The organism is Exiguobacterium sp. SH1S21, assembly GCF_004337175.1.
In the GTDB taxonomy this organism is placed as follows: Bacteria; Bacillota; Bacilli; order Exiguobacteriales; family Exiguobacteriaceae; genus Exiguobacterium; species Exiguobacterium aurantiacum_A.
On the sequence record NZ_SJUY01000004.1, the window covers coordinates 169,583 to 185,267 of the forward strand.

The 15,685-nt window shown below is 56.1% G+C and carries 13 protein-coding genes; 4 read left to right on the forward strand and 9 right to left on the reverse strand.

The annotated features are described in order from the left end of the window. Positions 1-4: 4 nt before the first annotated feature. A complete protein-coding gene (locus EVJ24_RS07715) occupies positions 5-616 on the reverse strand; it encodes an NUDIX hydrolase (protein WP_131440723.1) in 612 nt (203 codons plus the stop codon). 143 nt (positions 617-759) lie between these two features. Here EVJ24_RS07715 and EVJ24_RS07720 point away from each other — a divergent pair, with 143 nt between their 5' ends. After that, positions 760-1,266, forward strand: coding sequence for a DinB family protein (locus EVJ24_RS07720; RefSeq protein WP_131440725.1), 507 nt, complete (start codon positions 760-762; stop codon positions 1,264-1,266). Positions 1,267-1,337: 71 nt separating this feature from the next. On the opposite strand, the gene parC is transcribed toward EVJ24_RS07720, so the two are convergent. The 3 genes from parC to EVJ24_RS07735 form a co-directional block, all read right to left on the reverse strand. After that, a complete protein-coding gene (gene parC / locus EVJ24_RS07725; RefSeq protein ID WP_131440727.1) occupies positions 1,338-3,743 on the reverse strand; it encodes a DNA topoisomerase IV subunit A in 2,406 nt (801 codons plus the stop codon). 2 nt (positions 3,744-3,745) lie between these two features. After that, positions 3,746-5,713: a DNA topoisomerase IV subunit B gene (gene parE / locus EVJ24_RS07730; RefSeq protein ID WP_071397535.1), complete on the reverse strand. Its 1,968-nt coding sequence runs from the start codon at positions 5,711-5,713 to the stop codon at positions 3,746-3,748. A 132-nt stretch (positions 5,714-5,845) separates the two neighbouring features. Continuing rightward, positions 5,846-6,250, reverse strand: a complete 405-nt coding sequence (locus EVJ24_RS07735; RefSeq protein ID WP_131440729.1) for a CoA-binding protein — start codon at positions 6,248-6,250, stop codon at positions 5,846-5,848. A 352-nt stretch (positions 6,251-6,602) separates the two neighbouring features. On the opposite strand from EVJ24_RS07735, the gene EVJ24_RS07740 reads away from it, so the two are divergent. Together EVJ24_RS07740 and EVJ24_RS07745 are read left to right on the forward strand one after the other, a co-directional pair. Further along, a complete protein-coding gene (locus EVJ24_RS07740) occupies positions 6,603-7,655 on the forward strand; it encodes a GGDEF domain-containing protein (RefSeq protein ID WP_131440731.1) in 1,053 nt (350 codons plus the stop codon). A gap of 14 nt (positions 7,656-7,669) precedes the next feature. Next, on the forward strand, positions 7,670-8,680 hold the full coding sequence (locus EVJ24_RS07745) for a tyrosine-type recombinase/integrase (RefSeq protein ID WP_071397537.1): 1,011 nt from the start codon (positions 7,670-7,672) through the stop codon (positions 8,678-8,680). Positions 8,681-8,738: 58 nt separating this feature from the next. Here the strand turns inward: EVJ24_RS07745 and EVJ24_RS07750 are convergent, their stop codons facing one another. From EVJ24_RS07750 to EVJ24_RS07760, 3 genes are all read right to left on the reverse strand, one after another. Next, the gene (locus EVJ24_RS07750) at positions 8,739-9,878 is read right to left on the reverse strand and encodes a hypothetical protein (RefSeq protein ID WP_131440733.1); all 1,140 of its coding nucleotides are present in this window, start codon (positions 9,876-9,878) and stop codon (positions 8,739-8,741) included. Then, positions 9,875-11,086: a hypothetical protein gene (locus EVJ24_RS07755; protein WP_131440735.1), complete on the reverse strand. Its 1,212-nt coding sequence runs from the start codon at positions 11,084-11,086 to the stop codon at positions 9,875-9,877. The genes EVJ24_RS07750 and EVJ24_RS07755 overlap by 4 nt, the downstream gene beginning before the upstream one ends. Before the next feature lie 70 nt (positions 11,087-11,156). Beyond that, the gene (locus tag EVJ24_RS07760; protein ID WP_131440738.1) at positions 11,157-12,329 is read right to left on the reverse strand and encodes a MalY/PatB family protein; all 1,173 of its coding nucleotides are present in this window, start codon (positions 12,327-12,329) and stop codon (positions 11,157-11,159) included. A 117-nt stretch (positions 12,330-12,446) separates the two neighbouring features. Between EVJ24_RS07760 and EVJ24_RS07765 the strand changes: the two genes are divergently transcribed. After that, positions 12,447-13,103: a M48 family metallopeptidase gene (locus EVJ24_RS07765; RefSeq protein WP_131440740.1), complete on the forward strand. Its 657-nt coding sequence runs from the start codon at positions 12,447-12,449 to the stop codon at positions 13,101-13,103. 49 nt (positions 13,104-13,152) lie between these two features. Here the strand turns inward: EVJ24_RS07765 and EVJ24_RS07770 are convergent, their stop codons facing one another. Beyond that, positions 13,153-14,058, reverse strand: a complete 906-nt coding sequence (locus tag EVJ24_RS07770) for a methyl-accepting chemotaxis protein (RefSeq protein ID WP_201740360.1) — start codon at positions 14,056-14,058, stop codon at positions 13,153-13,155. 368 nt (positions 14,059-14,426) lie between these two features. Next, a complete protein-coding gene (locus EVJ24_RS07775; protein ID WP_131440744.1) occupies positions 14,427-15,677 on the reverse strand; it encodes a hypothetical protein in 1,251 nt (416 codons plus the stop codon). Between the last annotated feature and the right edge of the window lie 8 nt (positions 15,678-15,685).

Consider the following 15,685-nt stretch of genomic DNA (forward strand, 5'->3'; position numbering starts at 1 on the left):
TTTCCTAGTCGAACAGTGTGACCCAATCGTCCTGCCACCGGGCGTCAAAGCACATATGGAGCTGTTCGAGCGTGTTGCGGGCGAGCGACAACGGCGGCAAGGCGTCACGCGAGAAGAAGCCGATTTCGCTCGTCTCATGGCTGACTTGAGCTTCCCCGCCGATCAGCTCACACTCGATGAACAGTTTATAATAATGTTGTGACAACGGCGGGTGCGGGTGACGGTGCATATCGAACAAGGCGACGAGGCGCATCGGGGCGACATCAAAGCCTGCCTCTTCCCCGATTTCCTTGATGATATTGTCTGACGGTGACAGCCCGACCTCACAGAAGCCGCCTGGCAGTGTCCACAGCCCGTCCGACCGCTCACGCACGAGCAACAACTCGTCGTCTCGGAAGACGACACCGCGTACGTCGAGCTTCGGTGTCGGATAGCCGTTGACGTGCGTCAGTTCAGTGATCTCATGCAGGGCGAGGTTCGACTGTCGGTCGAACATATCGGTCGCAATCTGCTGGAGCTCGAGATAACGCTCGCGGTCGAACTCGTCCTTCGTGAACGTCAAGCCCGCTTGCGACAGTGCTTGTAGCCGTTTGGCCCAAGTGAGCCAGTCTGACATAGAAATCCCTCCATCGTTTGTCCTGCTTATCCCATTCGCCATCGGGCTTGATTGTTCCTTTTCATAATACCCGCTCCCACAAGAAAGTACATGTCGTCTCCGTGATATACTGAAGCGAGAATAGTAGCCAAAGGAGGAACGTTATGGCGATTGCAGTGTTATCCCAGTTCAAAGCAGACTTGGACGGCTATACCGAGCGGCAACTGCGCTATAAAGTGACAGAAGACGTCTGGTCGATCGGACAGATGTACGACCATATCATCGTCGTGGCCGAGGAATACGCGGACGAGATGGAACGGTGTCTCGCTTCGAGCGAAAAGCAATCGCTCGGGAAGACCGAGTTCGATGAACGATTGTTCCAAGCAGGTGGCTTTCCTCCGATCAAGATCCGCTTGCCGGACGAGATGAACCAACCACCGAACAATACGGACAGCCGCGAAACGCTCGAGCTGCGGATTAATGAGTTGACTACAAGGTTAAAGCGTCTCGAGCCGCTCGCCCGCTTGGCAAATCCTGACGTCAAAGCATTGCATGGCGGTTTCGGCTGGCTGAACGCCCAGGAGTGGTATGAACTCATCGAGATGCATACCCGTCATCACTTGCGGCAACAGACGGACTTGGAACGGTATCTTAGAGCGTTCCATGACTGACAAAGACGAATAGAGACAAAAAAAGCCTGCACACGCGACAGTATATGTCATGTGTGCAGGCTTTTGCTGAATCAATCGAGATAGACGTCCTCGATGTCACCGAACGTCTCCTCGTCGAAGACGAACGAGCCGTTGGCGTAGCGGTCGAGCAGTGTCAGTTGTTTCGCGTTGACCGTCTTCGCGGTCTCTTTGCCGACGATGTGGATCGTCTCATCCCCATGCACCGGCAGCACGCGGCGGATCTGGTGCGGTTTTGATTTGACCTCACGGATGAGCATCGTGCCACGCAGGTTGCGGTTCGTGCAGTCGAACTGGTCTTCGAGCTTCATCTTCTTGACCGCTCCGCGTTGCGTCACGAGGACGAACAGCGGCGGTGTGAAGAAGGCGAACGCGTCGGCGACGACGTCACCGTCTTTCAAGTTCATCGCTTTGACACCGGCGGCACGCTGTCCGACGACCGGGACGTCGTCTTCTTTGAACCAAAGCCCGTATCCACGCTCAGAGACGAGGAAGAGTTGGCCTGGACCGTCACTGATGCCGGCGAAGACGACCTCGTCGTCCCCTTTCAGTTTCAGCGCCATGAGCGCCTTCGACTTGCGCTGGGCGTCATAGTCACGGAGCGGCGTCCGTTTGACCATGCCGTCTTTCGTGACGAACAGGCAGTGTGCGTCCGTCTCGAACGTCGAGACGACGTCGGCCGAGACGACTTGCTCGCCTTCGATCGGCACGAGGTTGGCCACGTGTTGGCCCGCGTCTTTCCATTTCGTCTCCGGGATCTGGTGGACCGGGATGAGCAGATAGCTGCCTTTGTTCGTCCAGACGAGCAAGTGGTCGGTCGTCATCGCCTGGGTGAGGAGGACGGGCCGGTCTTTTTGTTTCATCTCCGGCATATCCTCGCTCGAGGCGCCGTATGAGCGCATCGACGAACGTTTCACGTAGCCGTCACGGCTGACGAACACCATCGTCTCTTCGACGGCGATCATGACCTCGGTCTTCAGTTTCAATTCTTCGACTTCGGCCTTGATGACCGAACGCCGCTCATCACCGAACTCGTCGCGGAGCGCCGTCAACTCTTTTGAGATGAGTTTCCGCTTCGTCGCGTCGACGTTCAAGATGTTGGCGAGACGCGCGATCTCTTTTTGCAACACTTTCGCTTCTTTTTGGAGCTCGACGATGTCTGTGTTCGTCAAACGATACAATTGAAGCATGACGACCGCTTCGGCTTGACGGTCCGTGAACGAGAAGCGATCCATGAGCTTCTGCTTCGCATCGGACTTGTCCTTGGCCGAACGGATCAGTTCGAGCGTCTCGTCAAGCACTGAGATGGCTTGTTCGAGCGCGTCGACGATCTCGGCGCGTTTCTTCGCCTGTTCGAGCTCGAACGTCGTCCGGCGGGTGACGACTTCCTCGACATGTTTCAAATACGCATCGATGATCGGTAACAGACCGAGCTGTTTCGGTGTCCGCTGCACGATCGCGACCATGTTGTAGTTATAGGCGAGCTGCAGGTCGGTATGCTTCAAGAAGAAGTGGAGCACACCTTCCGCGTCCGCTTCTTTCTTCAATTCGATGACGACACGGACCCCGGTCCGGTCGGTCTCGTCACGGACTTCGGCGACGCCTTCGACTTTCTTGTCGAGACGGAGCTCTTCCATCTTCTTGACGAGGTTGGCCTTGTTCACCTCATACGGGAGCTCGGTGATCGTGATCTGTTCACGGCCGCCCTTGAGCGGCTCGATGACCGATTTGGCGCGGATGATGATCTTGCCTTTACCGGTCTCGAACGCTTTCAAGATGCCGTCTTTGCCCATGACCGTGCCACCGGACGGGAAGTCGGGACCTTGCATGTAACGGAAGGCGTCATTCGGTGTCTCGACTTCGCCGGCGAGTCGGGCGATGGCGAGATTGAGCACTTCGGTCAAGTTGTGCGGGGGGATCTCGGTCGCATACCCCGCCGAGATCCCGGTCGTCCCGTTCATGAGCAGGTTCGGTAGGAGTGACGGCAAGACGAGCGGTTCCTCGGTCGAATCGTCAAAGTTCGGCGTGTAGTCGACCGTGTTCTTGGCAATCGACGTCAGCATGACACCGGCGATCTTCGACAGCCGTGCCTCGGTATACCGCATCGCGGCAGCCGAGTCGCCGTCCATCGAGCCGTTGTTCCCGTGCATGTCGATGAGCGGGTAGCGGAGCTTCCAGTCTTGCGACAGACGCACCATCGCCTCATAGACAGAAGAGTCACCGTGCGGGTGGTAGTTCCCGATGACGTTCCCGACCGTCTTGGCTGATTTCCGGTACGCCTTGTCGTTCGTGTTGCCTTCATGGTGCATCGCATACAAGATCCGGCGCTGAACGGGCTTGAGCCCGTCGCGCGCGTCCGGGAGCGCCCGGTCTTGAATGATATATTTCGAGTAACGCCCGAAACGGTCTCCGACGACCTGTTCGAGCGACAAGTTTAAAATGTGTTGAATCGTCGACATCGTTACATCACTTCCTCAATCGCTTTAGTCACATGTTCATTGGCGATGATCGAATCATCTTCTTGGAGCCCGAAGGCGACGTTCTCCTCGATCCATTCGCGGCGGTGGGCAACGTTGTCCCCCATGAGCACCGAGACGCGCTTGTCGGCGACGGCAGCGTCATCGATCGTCACACGGATAAGTGTCCGTGTGTCCGGGTTCATCGTCGTCTCCCACAGTTGATCGGCGTTCATCTCACCGAGACCTTTGTAGCGCTGGATGATATAGCCTTTTTTGTACACTTTGACGAGTTTCTCGAGCGCTTCCTCGTCCCAGGCGTATTCGAACTGCTCCGACTTGCCTTTCCCTTTCGAGATGCGATAGAGCGGCGGCAAGGCGACGAACACTTTGCCTGCTTCGACGAGCGGTCGCATGTAACGGAAGAAGAACGTCAACAAGAGCACTTGGATATGGGCCCCGTCCGTATCGGCATCGGTCATGATGATGACTTTGTCGAAGTTGCAGTCACTGAGATCGAAATCGTGTCCGACCCCGGCGCCGATCGCGTGGATGATCGTGTTGATCTCCTCGTTTTTCATGATGTCATTCAGTTTCGACTTCTCCGAGTTGATGACCTTCCCGCGGAGCGGCAAGATCGCCTGGATCGTCCGGTCACGGCCTTGTTTGGCCGAACCGCCGGCCGAGTCCCCCTCGACGAGGAACAGCTCGTTCTTGGCGGCGTTTTTTGATGTCGCCGGCGTCAGTTTCCCGTTCAGAATGCTCGAACGTTTCTTTTTCTTGCCGTTACGCGCCTCTTCACGCGCTTTTCGGGCCGCTTCACGGGCCTGGGCCGCACGGATTGCTTTCTTGATGAGCATTGTCGCCATCTGCGGGTTCTCCTCGAGGAAGATCGTCAGCTGCTTGGCCATGACGGCGTCTGCGCTGGCACGGGCTTCAGGCGAGCCGAGTTTCGACTTCGTCTGTCCCTCGAACTGGAGGAACTCCTCCGGGATCCGGACCGACACGATGAGCGTCAACCCTTCGCGGACGTCGCCGCCGTCGAGGTTCTTGTCTTTTTCTTTCAACAAGCCGTTTTTGCGGGCGTACTCGTTCATGATCCGGGTCATCGCCGTCTTGGCGCCGACTTCATGCGTCCCGCCGTCCCGGGTACGGACGTTGTTGACGAACGACAACACGTTCTCCGAGTAGGCGTCCGTGAACTGGAAGGCGAGTTCGAGCTCGATGTCGTTCTCGGTCCCTTCGAAGTAGACGGTCGGGTGGAGCGTCGCCTTGTCGTCATTCAAATAGTGGACGAACTCGGCGATCCCGTTCTCGTAATGGAACGTCTCTTGCTTGTCCGAGCGTTCGTCGGTCAACGTGATCGTCAACCCTTTCAATAGGAAAGCCGACTCCCGGAGCCGTTCGGCGAGCGTGTCGTAGTTATACGTCGTCGTCGAGAAGATGGTCGTGTCCGGCTTGAAGTAGACGCTCGTCCCGGTCTGGCGGGCTTTCCCCGTCTCGAGGAGCGTCGTCTGTGGCACACCGCCGTCAGCGAACGTCTGCTCGAACACTTTGCCATCGCGATAGATCGTGACGAGTAGTTTGCTCGAGAGCGCGTTGACGACCGAGGCACCGACCCCGTGCAGTCCGCCTGACGTCTTGTAGCCGCCTTGGCCGAACTTTCCGCCGGCATGGAGGACCGTGAAGATGACCTCCGGCGTCGGTTTTCCCGAGGCGTGCATCCCGGTCGGCATACCACGCCCGTGGTCACGGACCGTGATGGCATCGTCTTTATGGATCGTCACATCGATCTGGTCACCGAACCCGCCGAGCGCCTCGTCGATCGCGTTGTCGACGATCTCGTAGACGAGATGGTGCAGCCCGCGATGGTCGGTCGAGCCGATATACATCCCTGGTCGTTTCCGAACGGCAGCGAGCCCTTCGAGCACTTGGATGGCGTCTTCATTATAATTAAATAGTTTTGTTGACATGTCAGTCACCTCATCTTCGAACACATGTTCGTTTTTCATACCTAATTGTATAGCTGTTTCGGGATTCTGGCAAGCCTTCCTCTCCGCGCCGTCGACGCGTGAAAAAAAGTAGACCTGCCGCAGGGGCAGGTCTCAGCCGAGGAGTCGAGCGTGCTCGACGTAAATACACCGGTTCTCGATGTAGTCAAGTCCGGCAGCATGAACGATTCGTTCGGCGTCCTTGCTCGACAGACCGAGCTGGTTAAAGACGAGTCCGACATCCCCATGACGGACCGCGTCCTCGGCAACGCCGGCCAAATATTCGTTCCGGCGAAACACGTCGACGATATCGATTCGTCCCGGGATGCTCTCGACCGTCGGATACACCATGCGGCCGTTCCACGTCTCGAGCGTCGGATTGACAGGGATGACCGTATACCCTTGCAGGAGCAAATACTCCGCAATCTGGTTGGCGGTCTTGTTCGGGTTCGATGACACACCGACGACAGCGATCGTCTTCGCTTCAGCGAGATGTTGTTTCAAACGTTGGTCGTCCATCCTGAAATCCCCCTTTTGTTTACGTTCTCAGTGTAACGTTACCTCGTTCCCCGTTTCAAGCTTTATTTTCGCTTAACGGATGAACGGCTGTCGAAACAAAAGTTTATATCCCTCATAGTGGTTTACATAATAATGTATTGTCACCCTGTTGATTCGCTTTTAAATCGGACGATGCCACCACGTCTGTTTTAACGAATCAAACGACGCTTCTATAAACCTTGCGTGAAATATCTATTTCACGCAATTATAACGTCCTGAAATCAACGTTTACAGAGAGTGGATTGACTCGATTCTCGAACAGGCGTAGGCAAATCCTTACAGTTTCGGTATACTGGAACGAGGAGGTGTTCACGTGGGGACTGCCTATGAGGAACGTCGCGGTACACTGTATAATTACCGCATCACTTTTTACGGGAACGCGCTCGCCTGGCTCATCCATGTCGTGTTCTTGGTCACGTTTTGGCGTCTCGACGTCACGGTGCTCGCCTGGTCGAACGTGTTCAGCGTTCTTTATTACACGCTCTCATTGTATTTCGTACATAAACGGTACTACCGGACGTTCTTTATCGGACTGTTCGTCGAAGTCGTCTATAACGCCATCATCTCGACGATCGTCCTCGGGTGGGGCGCGAACGTTCATTACTTCATCATCATGGTGGCGTACGGTGTGTTCTTCATGCCGAACGTCAGTCGCTTGGTCCGCGTCATGTCGACCGGGCTCGCGATGGCGATCTACGGGTTCCTTTACTTGAACGTCACGGTCGGGACACAGACGCTCGCCCCCGTGTTCGAGCAAGTGATCGGGCTGACTTGTCTGCTGTCGACGATCGCACTCATCGCCGGGCTGACGTTCGTGTTCGAGAGTTCGGTCGTCGAGGTGACGACCGAGTTAGAACGGTCGAACGAACGATTGAACGTCCTCGCTTCACGGGACGGATTGACCGGGCTGTATAACCGAATGACCGGCTATCAACGAATCGAACAAGCCATCAAAGAGGCAGTGGAAGACGGTAGACCTTACGCCGTCGCACTCGCCGATATCGACCACTTCAAAGCGTTCAACGAGCGCCACGGCCATGATTGTGGCGATCTCGTCCTCAAACAAGTCGCCGCCGCCCTCGAGCGGACCGACGGGATCTGTGTCCGTTGGGGTGGAGAAGAGTTTTTGCTGTTCATGAGCAATCAGACAGCAGATGAGGTCGCAGAGACGCTCGACTGCCTCCGGGAACGGATCAAGACGACCGAGACGATCTATGACGGGCGTCGCCTCAGCGTCACGATGACGTTCGGCGTCTCGTGCCGCGACGGGTTAGAGGCCGTCGACACACTCGTCAAAGAAGCAGACGACCGCCTCAGGGCCGGAAAACAGGCCGGCAAGGACCGGATCGTCACATCGATCAGTTAAAAAGGAGAGATTTTTTGAGTATATTCCGCCAGCTCGGGCAAGCGCCGGCACGTGTCACGACGCAGCGTTTCAAGCTGAACGGATACGAGCGCATGCCCGGCTTCATCCAACGTTTCTTGAACCATCTGGCCGCGAAACACTATTCAGAACAGACCGCGCAGCGGTACTTATACGATTTCTTCGACTTCTTCCGGTGGGTCGAGGCCGCGAGCGCATCCGAGGTCGACCCAACCACGGTCGACCTCGCCTCGTTCGTCGAACTCGATTATGCGGGCGCGGATGCCTACGCGTCCTATCTCGCGCTCGAGCTCGATAACGCCCCGAGCGTCATCAACCGAAAGTTGTCGACGATGCAGTCGTTGTTCAACTTCTTGATCGAGTCCGGGATCGCGTCACACAACCCGTTCCAAGCGGTCGAGCGTCCAAAGCGCGCCAAACGGAACCCGGTCTATTTGACGGAACACGAGTGGCTCGACTTCTCGACGCTCGTCCGCAGCAACGTCGGCATGTCCGACCGCGAGGCGAGCTGGTACGAACGGAACCGCGACCGTGATTTTCTGATCATCCAGCTGCTCGGACTGACCGGGATGCGCGTCTCCGAACTCGTCGGGCTCGACTGGAGCGACATCGACCTCGCGACCGGGACGATCCGTGTCATCGGGAAAGGGAACAAAGAGCGGGTCATCCCGCTCGCCTCCCCGCTCGAGCCGTTGCTGCTTGACCATCGCCAAGACGGGACCGGGCCGCTGTTCCGTTCCGATAAAGGAAGACGCATCTCGGTCAGGACGGTGCAACATCTGCTCAAAGGACACATCGACCGGTTGAAACCCTATCTCCCGTTCTTGACCCACAAGCAGGTCACGCCCCACAAACTTCGCCACACGTTCGCTTCCCGGTTGGCGATGAGCGGGGTCGACGTCTTGACGATCCAACAACTGCTCGGTCACGAGTCGGTGGCGACGACGCAAGTCTATGCCCATATCGGTGACGAGAAGAAAAAACAAGCGTTATCTGGTTTACGATAATATGTTATGTAAACCATACTGTAAAAGCACGGCCCTCGATTCGTAGAGGGCCGTGCTTTTACAGTTGTTTCGTCGACAAGATGACGATCGTCTCGTCGAGTACCGTATAATAGGCATCTTCGAACGCCTGTCGCTCGTTCGCCTCCAAGTTGAAGATGCTGACCCCGCCGTTGCGCCCATCGGCCGATTCGTGGATGAAGTAGTTCGCATCGAGCACTCGTTCGAACGGTGCCGTGTCCAAAAATCTCGCCCCGGTCGTCGCGTCGATCAACTCTGTATGCTCCATCGATTCTTCGACCTTGATGAAGATGGTCGAACTGACGTCGTCATACGTGAAATCGATCGGCTCATAGGCACCCCAGTCGACGACGGCGAGCTCGTGCAGGACGTCCGGTGCCGCCAGTTCGTACACCGTCTCCTCATTGGCTGCGTCGACGAACGCCGCAAACCGGAGTTTTTTGTCACGCTCCCCGAGATACTGGACCGTGTCCCCCTCCCCTTGCAACCGGATCAGATCATCGAACGGGATCTCGTCCGCTTTCGACCAAACGGCCTCGACCGCTTCGTCGAGCGGACAGATGAGAATCGCTTCGGAATGGTCGATTGGGTCATCGGGTGAGATGCGTCCCGATTCGAGCGCGTCATAGTAATCAAACTCGTCCAACCGTGCGTTACATACGATGTAAGACACGCCTTCGAGCTCCGTCGTGAACAAATACAGTTCACGGAAGCGCCCGGCATGGCCGACGAGCCGCTCGTCACGGATACGTTCTTCGCGGGACGTCTCGGCGTCGAACAGCCACGCCTCGTCCGTCGCCTCGAAACTCGTCAAAAAGAGGAAGTAACGGTCGTCGAGCACCCAGTATAACGTGCTGTTGCCCCGTTTCTCGAACGTCGTCAGAACTTCTTCATCACCTGTACGGTAGTCGAACGCGATCAGTTCCGTGCTCACGACCCCCGTCCGGTCCGGGGTTTCGTTCAAAAAGTAGACACGGTCGGCGCTGATGAACAGTTTTGATATGCCATAGTCTTCGAAGACGCGACGATTAATTTGCGTGATGGTGCCATCCGCTTCATCGTACCGAAAGATGGAAAAGCTCGTCTCCCCCGTCTTCTCACGGTAGTACACGGACGACTCGGTGACGGCGATCAAGTCTTCGTGGCTGATTGACATGGCACGTGCATCGACGATTCTCATAGAGCACCTCTTTCATAAGTGGATTCGATCGGTTCGACTGTGACGATACCGGGAGGACGTTTCGGGAACGAGATCCGAAGGTGGGCGTACTCGATGATCGACTGGTGAGAGTCTGCCTTCTCGACCCAGCGGACCCGTTGCTGGTTCGCGAGCGCGTGGCCGATCTTCTCTTCGATTTGAAACTTGGAGATGCCGCGATAAGCGACTTCTTGAATATAGGTCGACTCATCGGACTCGAACTGCTGCCACACTCCCATGACGAGCTGTCCGAGGGCCGAGACCCGGTTCTCGGGTAAACGTACCGTGCGCAACGTCTGCTCGACTTCTTTCAGACAAACGACCGGGTCGTCGGCGACCGCGAACAGCCGCTTCGCCGAGTTGTTCATGACCCGATAACGGCGCTTCCCGCTCTCGAGCCGAAGCACTTGGGCGTACGGTTCGACCGGTACGCCGTGGAAGAACGTGTCCGTCCCGCCCCAGGCGAACCCGAACGACGGGTCGAACTTCCGGATCGTTCGCATGAACGCGAGCATGAAGTCTTCGACTTCCCTGCGCTCGAGCCGGAGCCATTCGGCGAGCGCCAACGGTCCGTGCTGTTTCGAGATCCGGTCGACCGGAAAGAACAGGTCCCCTTCGGCGAGACGGTGGGGGCGCAATTCGACCCCATCGGCCCGGTAGTCGGTCGCTTGACGGCCGCTGCGCCCCGCATAGATGATCCACTCGTCGTCCGTGCTCTCGATGGCGTACGCCTGATGCGCCCAAGGCGGCGTCACATATAGCGCCGGGAACTCCTCATACGTCTCGAGATGCAAGTACGAGCGGTCGTTCCAGATTTGGGCGAGCAATCGGACGATTTCCCCCGTATCCGAGTCTTTCGGGGCGATATAGTTGCCGGTGTTCCCGATATAGGTCAAGACGTGGAAGTCGTAGGCGTGGTAGAGGTGCCGGACGATCCGTTCGAACACCGCTGCGATCATCCGCTCGAACAACGGGTGGTCCTCGCTCCGGTCGACCGTCGTCGCATCGACGGTACACATGAGCCAGCCCATGCGCACATACAGCCGGATGCGGAGCGGATAAGAGATCAACGGCGACGAGGACGCGTGGATCTCCGTCATTCCGATGTTGGCCATATTCTCAACCTCTAGCGTAAACCCGCTACGCCTCAGCTGCTCCTCCATCTTCTTCTTCCAATTGATCGTCTCCATCTGCCTCACTCGCTTTCTGTCGCCACGTCATCTTGACTGACTCGTTCTGAAATTTTTCCCGTTTCTCGTTTCATACAAACGCTTTTCCATCGGAATGGGTCTTGATCCGTCCGAGCGCCTCGTCAACGATCGTCCGGGATGTACCGAAATTGAGACGCTCGAACGTCGACGCCGACGCCCCGAACGGAACACCCGGTGATAAGAAGACCCGCACCACCTCGTGGAGCCATTTCTTCCGAGCTTCGGGCTCAAGGCCAAGCGCGGCGAAATCGATCCATAACAAGTAACTCGCCTCCGGCATGAAGCATGTCAGCCGGGGTAACTCGGCATTCAGGCGCTCGACGACATAGGTGGCTTGTTCCTCGAGCTCGGCCGTCAGCTGGTCGAGCCATCGTTCCGCCCGGACGTCTGTGTAGGCGGCGATGATGGCCGTATTGGCGAACGGTGTCGGTAGGACGTGGTGTTTGTTTTGGACTTGGATGATCCGTTTGCGCCAGGCGTCATCCGGACAGATGATGTACGACGCGAACAAGCCGGCGATGTTAAACGCCTTCGACGGGGCGCTCACCGTGATGACCCGGTCGTCGAGTCGATTGATCGCCGTATGGTGCTGCGACGGATACGTCAAATCGGCATGGATCTCGTCGGCGACGATGATGACGTCGTACGTTCTCGCCAACTCGACGACGCGCGCGAGCTCGGACTCTGTCCAGACGCGGCCGACCGGATTATGCGGTGAACAGAGCAAAAACAGTTTCGCCTGTCGCATTGCGTGTTCGAGGGCGTCAAAATCCATCTCATACTTGCCATCGACTTGTATGAGCGGAGCGTCACGCACAACGCGTTTCAATCCGGTCACGAGTTCATGGAATGGTGGATAGACCGGTGATTGGATGACGATCCCGTCCCCTTCCTTCGTCAACGCCTCGACGATGTGGGTCAGTCCGGGCACGACCCCGCTCGAGAACAATACATGTTCGGGGGTGACGTCGAGTCCGTGTCGTCGACCGTACCAAGAGCTGACGGCTTCCTGGGCTTCTTTCGCGAACATCGTATAGCCGAACTCTCCGGTCGCCGCACGCGCCGCGAGCGCTTCCGAGATCGAAGGTGCCGTCCGGATATCGATATCGGCCACCCAGAGCGGCAGTACGTCAGACTTCACATGGAACCAGCGCTCGAGGCCGTCCCATTTCACCGAGTCGGTGCCGACCCGGTCAAGCGGTTGATGTAAGATTGATTTCATAGTGATCCCTCCTGTCCCTACTGTAACAAAAATTGAAGCCACTGGTCGTCATAAGCGTGGCGGATTTTCGAGACGTCGGCTATAATCGACCGAGAACAGTGTTTGGAGGTGACAACGATGAGCGTAAGTATCATCCGCCATAAACGGCGAAAGAAAGCGGCTTTCTACATAACGGCCGAAGGGATCGAGCTCCGCATCCCGGCCCGACTGTCGAACCGGGTCGTCGAGACGATCTTAAGCGAGCATGCGGACTGGATAAACGACCGGCTCGCGGCATTACCTAAAGCTCCGTCATTGCCGAACGACCGGCTCCGTTATCGAGGTGAGACCGTGCCGCTCGTGCGCACGAAAACCGTTGACGCCTTCGACTACGACGGGACAGCTTTCCGGTGCCCGGACCGGTGGGACGAGTCCAGGATAGGGGCTGCCTACGAGGCGTGGCTCCGCGACGAGGCGCTCACTTATGTCACCGGGCGGGCACCTTACTATGAACGTCTGCTCGGGGTGAGCGCCACGAAAGTCCGCATCGGTCATCAAAAGACGCGCTGGGGGTCGTGCAGCTCGCGCGGGACGATCTCGATCAACGTCCGGCTCATGCTCGCGCCGGTTGAGGTGATGGATTACGTCATCGCCCATGAGTGGGCCCACCTCGTCCATTTCGACCACTCCAAATCGTTTTGGTCGACTTTATCCTCTGTTTATCCGGACGTCGATGGGGTGATGGCGTGGTTGAGACAACACGGTCATACGCTCATCGTCAAAAAAACCAATTGAGTGGACTCGCCACCGACGACGGTGGTGGTTCCTTCAATTGGTTTTTTCGTCAGATCGCCGAAGTGAACTGTTCGGCCGTCCAGTTCAATGACTCGGCCGACTGCTCGATCTTCCCGAAGCGTTCGAGCGTCGCTTCCATGATGTTGACACTCGCATGAATGTCTTCGTTCGATCGTGAGACGCCGTCGACGATCGAGGCGAGCTCTTTGTTCATCCCCTCGGTATTGGCCCGGACCTCGATGACGGCGCGCTCGACGAGACGAGACAAGTTACGGACCTCGGTCGCGACGACGTTGAAGCCGAGGCCATGTTCACCTGCCCGCGCCGCCTCGATGGCGGCGTTCAGTGACAACAGGTTCGTCTGGGCCGCGATCTCTTTGATTGTGCTGGCGATTTTCGTGATCTCTGCCGCTTGGTCTTGAAGGTTGCCGAGCGTCTTCAAGTTTACCGATGCGTCCGACTCGAGCCGCTCGATCGTCCGCTTCAAATGTAGGCTCTCCTCCATGCCACGGCGGGCCCGGTCATCAAGATTCTCGGCCATATCACGGAACGTGCGGGCGTATCGTTCGATCGTCTGTTGCCGCTCGGTGATGTCCGAGGCGATCTTGACGACACCGATGACGTCATCCCCCTCATAGATTGGCATATACGTCGCCTCGAGCCAAATCGAGTCGCCCCGGGCGTCGACGCGCTCGATCTTGTCGGCCGAGCTGAACCCGTCGAACAACTTGTTCCAAAACGCTTGATAGTCCGTACTGTTGACGAAGTTCGGCGTACAGAACAGATGGTGCTGCATCCCGATCATCTCATCGCGTTTGTATTTCATCGCCTTGGCGAAGGCGTCGTTCACATCGACGACACGGCGCTGGCGGTCAAATCGAATCATCGCCATGTTCGCTTCGATGGCGCGAAGCGCGTCTGGTGACGATAGGCTGACATCTCTTGTTTCAATCATTCCGATAATTCCCACCTTTATAATTTGAGTTATTTCAGGAAATTTTTCCTTTGTTAGTACAATCGAATTCAAGTGTAACTTGTGACAAAAGTCCTGACTAGCGCCGTTTTTAACAGTAAGTCAATATCTTGAGTTTGAAGTATTTACCAACTTCATCACAGGTTATCAGACAATGAATCGCAAAAAAAGAACTCCTCGTTTACAGGAGTCCCATTCGGAGCTTTTCGTGAAACTGACGGTGCTAATCTTGTAAAAAGATTTGCTTCTACATAGGTGTCGATTCTTCGGTCAGTTGCGTGCGACTGACCGAAGAATCGACACCGCCAATCGTCGCTACAGCCGAAGTCTCATCAAACCAAACGCTCTGCTTACTCCACTGCACTGGGAAAAAGTTCATGGAATATTTTCGCACCTTCACTCGACAACTTGAACTGTTCGTCCGTGTTCATATCTTTCACGAAGACATCAACTTTCTGCGAACGTTTGTGGTAACTCAACTCGAACTGTTGACCACGATTTCCTTTCAGCAGCGTCAAATACATGTACTCTCCTGCTTCCCCATTCTTAGTCGAAGGTGTCCCCGTCTCGAGCGCCTCGGTCAATCGTTCATAGCCTTGCCCCTCGATGCTGACTGCGTCCGGATAGTAAAACGGGACACTGGGATGGTACGGGTATTTATGGACATAACCGATCGAGACGGCATCGGTATCGGTCGGCTCCGTGATGAATGGATTCGGTTTGAAGCGGATCGAGATCGTCTTCGTCATCTTTTGACCGTTTGACTCGTAGGTTAATTCGTATAACGGAAACGGTTCGAGCGGTTCGAGCGTACCGCCTTCAAGAAGCGTCCGGACATTTAAGTTGTCGACTCCGTCCAGTAATTCGCCATCGTTCAACGAATGCTGTCCATAGTGAATCCCGTCATCCGACATTAACATGTATGGCGTCTTCGTCTGCGTGCCATATCCTAGCGCCAATTGAATGTCCTCCCTGACCACGTAAGGAGCAAAATCTAAATACGGTGTGAAGACCCCGTCGTCCCCGATTCCAAACTCGATGGACCCGTTGAAACCGGGCGAGATTGTATAAAGACTATCCAAGAATGGACGAATGGTGAGGTCTTGCCCGTAAGGATGGATCGCTTCTTCCCGTGATAACCTTTCCCGAATTTCTTCTGTCCCGCTTACTACGCTAGGTAGCAATGGAATCTCTCGCGCGGTCTCGTCTTTCAAAAACTCCGGCCTTGCCTCCAGCTTGACCGCCCGATATCCCTCAACGTGGTCCGACTTACACAGCGCGTAAACGGAATCACCTTCGACGAACGATGTCTCATTGAAGGCGTATGTTTCAGTATCGGGCTCAGTGAACGGCATTCGGCTTGCAAACGTCACGCCAAGTAAGGATAGATGGTCCTCCTCGATATCGTTGAGTAACTCGCCTTGTTCACAATAGGTCAACATGTCCTTGGCCTTGATTGCCTGCACTTCAAGGTCATGTGTGATGTGCTCTGCCGTCCAATGGGCCTCGACAACATCATATCGGACTACTTCTTGGTCCCGGGCGCATCCTGCAGCCAAAACGAATAGCGATAGACAGATTCCTAATCCGAACTTTTTCATCAGTTCAC

Bases quoted from the DNA above. Each gene is read 5' to 3' on its own strand.
- EVJ24_RS07770 (WP_201740360.1), bottom strand. From the start codon at position 14,058: ATGATTGAAACAAGAGATGTCAGCCTATCGTCACCAGACGCGCTTCGC.
- EVJ24_RS07765 (WP_131440740.1), top strand. From the start codon at position 12,447: ATGAGCGTAAGTATCATCCGCCATAAACGGCGAAAGAAAGCGGCTTTC.
- EVJ24_RS07760 (WP_131440738.1), bottom strand. From the start codon at position 12,329: ATGAAATCAATCTTACATCAACCGCTTGACCGGGTCGGCACCGACTCG.
- EVJ24_RS07715 (WP_131440723.1), bottom strand. From the start codon at position 616: ATGTCAGACTGGCTCACTTGGGCCAAACGGCTACAAGCACTGTCGCAA.
- parC (WP_131440727.1), bottom strand. From the start codon at position 3,743: ATGTCGACGATTCAACACATTTTAAACTTGTCGCTCGAACAGGTCGTC.
- EVJ24_RS07720 (WP_131440725.1), top strand. From the start codon at position 760: ATGGCGATTGCAGTGTTATCCCAGTTCAAAGCAGACTTGGACGGCTAT.
- parE (WP_071397535.1), bottom strand. From the start codon at position 5,713: ATGTCAACAAAACTATTTAATTATAATGAAGACGCCATCCAAGTGCTC.
- EVJ24_RS07775 (WP_131440744.1), bottom strand. From the start codon at position 15,677: ATGAAAAAGTTCGGATTAGGAATCTGTCTATCGCTATTCGTTTTGGCT.
- EVJ24_RS07750 (WP_131440733.1), bottom strand. From the start codon at position 9,878: ATGAGAATCGTCGATGCACGTGCCATGTCAATCAGCCACGAAGACTTG.
- EVJ24_RS07735 (WP_131440729.1), bottom strand. From the start codon at position 6,250: ATGGACGACCAACGTTTGAAACAACATCTCGCTGAAGCGAAGACGATC.
- EVJ24_RS07755 (WP_131440735.1), bottom strand. From the start codon at position 11,086: ATGGAGACGATCAATTGGAAGAAGAAGATGGAGGAGCAGCTGAGGCGT.